Origin of the sequence: Streptomyces sp. SID5910, assembly GCF_009862125.1 — a bacterium.
In the GTDB taxonomy this organism is placed as follows: domain Bacteria; phylum Actinomycetota; class Actinomycetes; order Streptomycetales; family Streptomycetaceae; genus Streptomyces.
This window is the reverse complement of sequence record NZ_WWHX01000131.1, coordinates 1-2807: the sequence shown is the minus strand read 5'-3', so window position 1 is coordinate 2807 and position 2807 is coordinate 1. Positions and strand designations below refer to the sequence as shown.

The 2807-nt window shown below is 74.3% G+C and carries 3 protein-coding genes; 2 read left to right on the top strand and 1 reads right to left on the bottom strand.

Annotated features, from left to right (window positions below; all coding sequences use genetic code 11):
• Positions 1 to 208: 208 nt before the first annotated feature.
• Entirely contained in the window at positions 209 to 712 is a 504-nt protein-coding gene (locus tag GTW67_RS04855) for a GbsR/MarR family transcriptional regulator (RefSeq protein WP_202436825.1), read from the bottom strand.
• A 74-nt stretch (positions 713 to 786) separates the two neighbouring features.
• Between GTW67_RS04855 and GTW67_RS04850 the strand changes: the two genes are divergently transcribed.
• Together GTW67_RS04850 and GTW67_RS04845 are read left to right on the top strand one after the other, a co-directional pair.
• Positions 787 to 1683, top strand: coding sequence for an ABC transporter ATP-binding protein (locus tag GTW67_RS04850; protein WP_161163555.1), 897 nt, complete (start codon positions 787 to 789; stop codon positions 1681 to 1683).
• On the top strand, positions 1680 to 2807 hold a 1128-nt coding region (locus GTW67_RS04845), incomplete at its 3' end, for an ABC transporter permease (protein WP_161163554.1). The genes GTW67_RS04850 and GTW67_RS04845, both read left to right, overlap by 4 nt.

The window sequence follows — 2807 nt, the reverse complement described above, 5'->3', positions numbered from 1 at the left end:
GACGCCGCCCGGTGCGGGGTCCCGCCGGGGGGCCCGGGAGGCGTGCGGGGGCTGACGCCGCCCAGTGCGGCCTCCCGCCGGGGTGAGGGAGCCCGGGAGGCATGCGGGACTCACGCCGCCCGGTGCCGGCGGGGCCCGCTGCGGTGGCCCATCGTGCTCCGACCGCCGGGGTGGAGGACCGGCCCGCTGCGGCGACGCCTGGCGAGGTTCAGGCGCCGAAGACCTTTTCGCGGTGTTCGCGCCAGCGTTCCATCATGGCCGCGATCTCGCCGTCGACGAACTCGAAGAAGGCCAGCGTCTCGGCCATGCGGCGGCCCGCCGGGGTCCCGGCGCCAAGGCTCGCGACGCCGTCGCGCAGGGCGCTCTCCCACCGCTTGAGGACCGCCTCGCGGTTGGTCAGCGCCTCGTACCACTGGTTGCTGTGCACCCGGTACCGCTCTCGCCGCGAGCCGGGCTCCCGCTCCCGCGACACCATGTGCTGCTGGGCGAGGTACCGGACGGCCCCGGAGACGGCGGCCGGGCTGACCCGGAGCTGTTCGCCCAGCTCGGCGGAGGTCAGGGAGCCCGAGTCGGAGGCGAGCAGCGCGGCGAACACCCGGGCCGGCATCCGCTGCATCCCGGCCTCGACGAGCTGCGCGGCGAAGCCCTCCACGAACCTCGACACCGCCTCGGGATCGCGCCCCGGTCCCCTCGCATCCGCTTCTTCCGTCATCGTCCGATCATCTCTCACAACCCTGACGGTTTCTTAACTTCACAAATTTCTGAAAGAAGCGTACGTTCCGAACCATGACGAAGGCAATCAGCGTCTCCGGACTCCACAAGTCGTTCGGCCGGACGCACGCGCTGGACGGCCTCGACCTGGACGTCGAGGCCGGCGAGGTCCACGGCTTCCTCGGCCCGAACGGCGCCGGCAAGTCCACCACCATCCGCGTCCTGCTCGGCCTGCTGCGCGCCGACTCGGGCGCCGCCCAGGTGCTCGGCCGCGACCCGTGGGCCGACGCCGTGGAGGCGCACCGCCGGATCGCGTACGTGCCCGGCGACGTGACGCTGTGGCGCAACCTCTCCGGCGGCGAGGTCATCGACCTCTACGGGCGGCTGCGCGGCGGCCTGGACACCCGGCGCCGGGCGGAACTGGTCGAGCGGTTCGAGCTGGACCCGACCAAGAAGGGCCGGACGTACTCCAAGGGCAACCGGCAGAAGGTCGCGCTGGTCGCGGCCTTCGCCTCGGACGTGGATCTGCTGATCCTGGACGAGCCGACGAGCGGGCTCGACCCGCTGATGGAGGAGGTCTTCCAGCGCTGCGTCGCCGAGGAACGGGAGCGCGGCCGGACGGTCCTGCTCTCCTCCCACATCCTCAGCGAGGTCGAGGAGCTGTGCGACCGGGTCAGCATCATCCGCAAGGGCCGCACCGTGGAGAGCGGCTCGCTGGCCGACCTGCGCCATCTGACCCGGACCAGCGTGACCGCCGAACTCGCCGGGCCCCCGAACGGGCTGGCCCGTCTGCCGGGCGTGCACGGTCTCGACGTCCAGGGCCGCCGGGTGCGGCTCCAGGTCGACACCGACAAGCTGGACGCGGTGCTCAGGTCGCTCGGCGAGTCCGGCGTGCGGTCGCTGACGTCGACGCCGCCGACGCTGGAGGAGCTGTTCCTGCGCCACTACCAGACCGAGGCGGCGGCCCGATGACGACGACTTTCGCCGTACGCCCCCTGGCCTCCCGTCAGCTTGCCGGTACGGGCACACTGCTGCGCTTCGCCCTGCGCCGCGACCGGGTGCAGATCCCCGTCTGGGTCGCGGTGAACGCGCTCATGGTGCTGTCCATGCCGGGCACCCTCCGGGGCCTGTACGGCACCGCCGCCGAACGCGCCGACCTGCTGCGGCAGATGGAGACCAACTCCTCCCTGCGCGCGATGGTCGGCCCCGTCTTCGACGACTCGCTCGGCGCGCTCACCGCCTGGCGCGTCGGCGTCTACGCGGCCGCCCTCGCGGCCGTCATGAGCCTGCTGATCGTCGTGCGGCACACCCGCGACGAGGAGGAGAGCGGCCGGCAGGAGGTCGTCGCGTCCGGGATGGTCGGCCGCCGGGCCTCGCTGACCGCGGCGCTGCTGACGGTGGCCGTCGCGAACGGCGTCCTGGCGGTGCTGGTGGCCGCCGGGCTGGCCGGACAGGGCGTGGCCGGGGCGGTGGCGCTCGGGCTCGGGGTCGCGGGCGCGGGGATGGTCTTCGCCACGGCGGCGGCCGTCGTCGCGCAGCTCACGGAGAGCGCGCGGCTGGCGCGGGGGCTGACGGCGGGGGTCCTCGGGGCCGCGTTCGTGCTGCGCGCGGCGGGCGACTCGGGGGCCGCCGACGGCTCGTCCGTGCTGACGTGGCTGTCGCCGCTGGGCTGGGTCGAGAACCTGCGGGCCTTCGCCGCCGAGCGGTGGTGGGTGCTGCTCCTGTTCGCCGGCGCGGCCGTGGCGCAGGGCGCGGTCGCCTACGGACTGGCCGGGCGCCGGGACCTCGGCATGAGCTTCCTGCCGACCCGGCCGGGCCCGGCGCACGGCCGGCTGGGCACGGCCGGCGCGCTGGCCTGGCGGTTGCAGCGGGGCAGCGTGCTCGGCTGGAGCGCCGGCTTCCTTCTCGCCGGGGTCGTCTACGGCGGGATGACGGAGGGCGCGGCCGAGCTGGTCGGCGACAACGCGCAGGCCCGCGCGGTGGTCGAGCGGATGGGCGGGGAGGCCGGGCTGACGGACGCGTTCGTGTCGGCGATGGTCGGGATGCTCGGGATGATCGCGGCGCTGTACGTGGTGGCGTCGGTGCTGCGTCTCGGA

Excerpts from the sequence above, each read along its gene's own strand:
- GTW67_RS04855 (WP_202436825.1), bottom strand. The coding sequence starts at position 712 with ATGACGGAAGAAGCGGATGCGAGGGGACCGGGGCGCGATCCCGAGGCG.
- GTW67_RS04850 (WP_161163555.1), top strand. The coding sequence starts at position 787 with ATGACGAAGGCAATCAGCGTCTCCGGACTCCACAAGTCGTTCGGCCGG.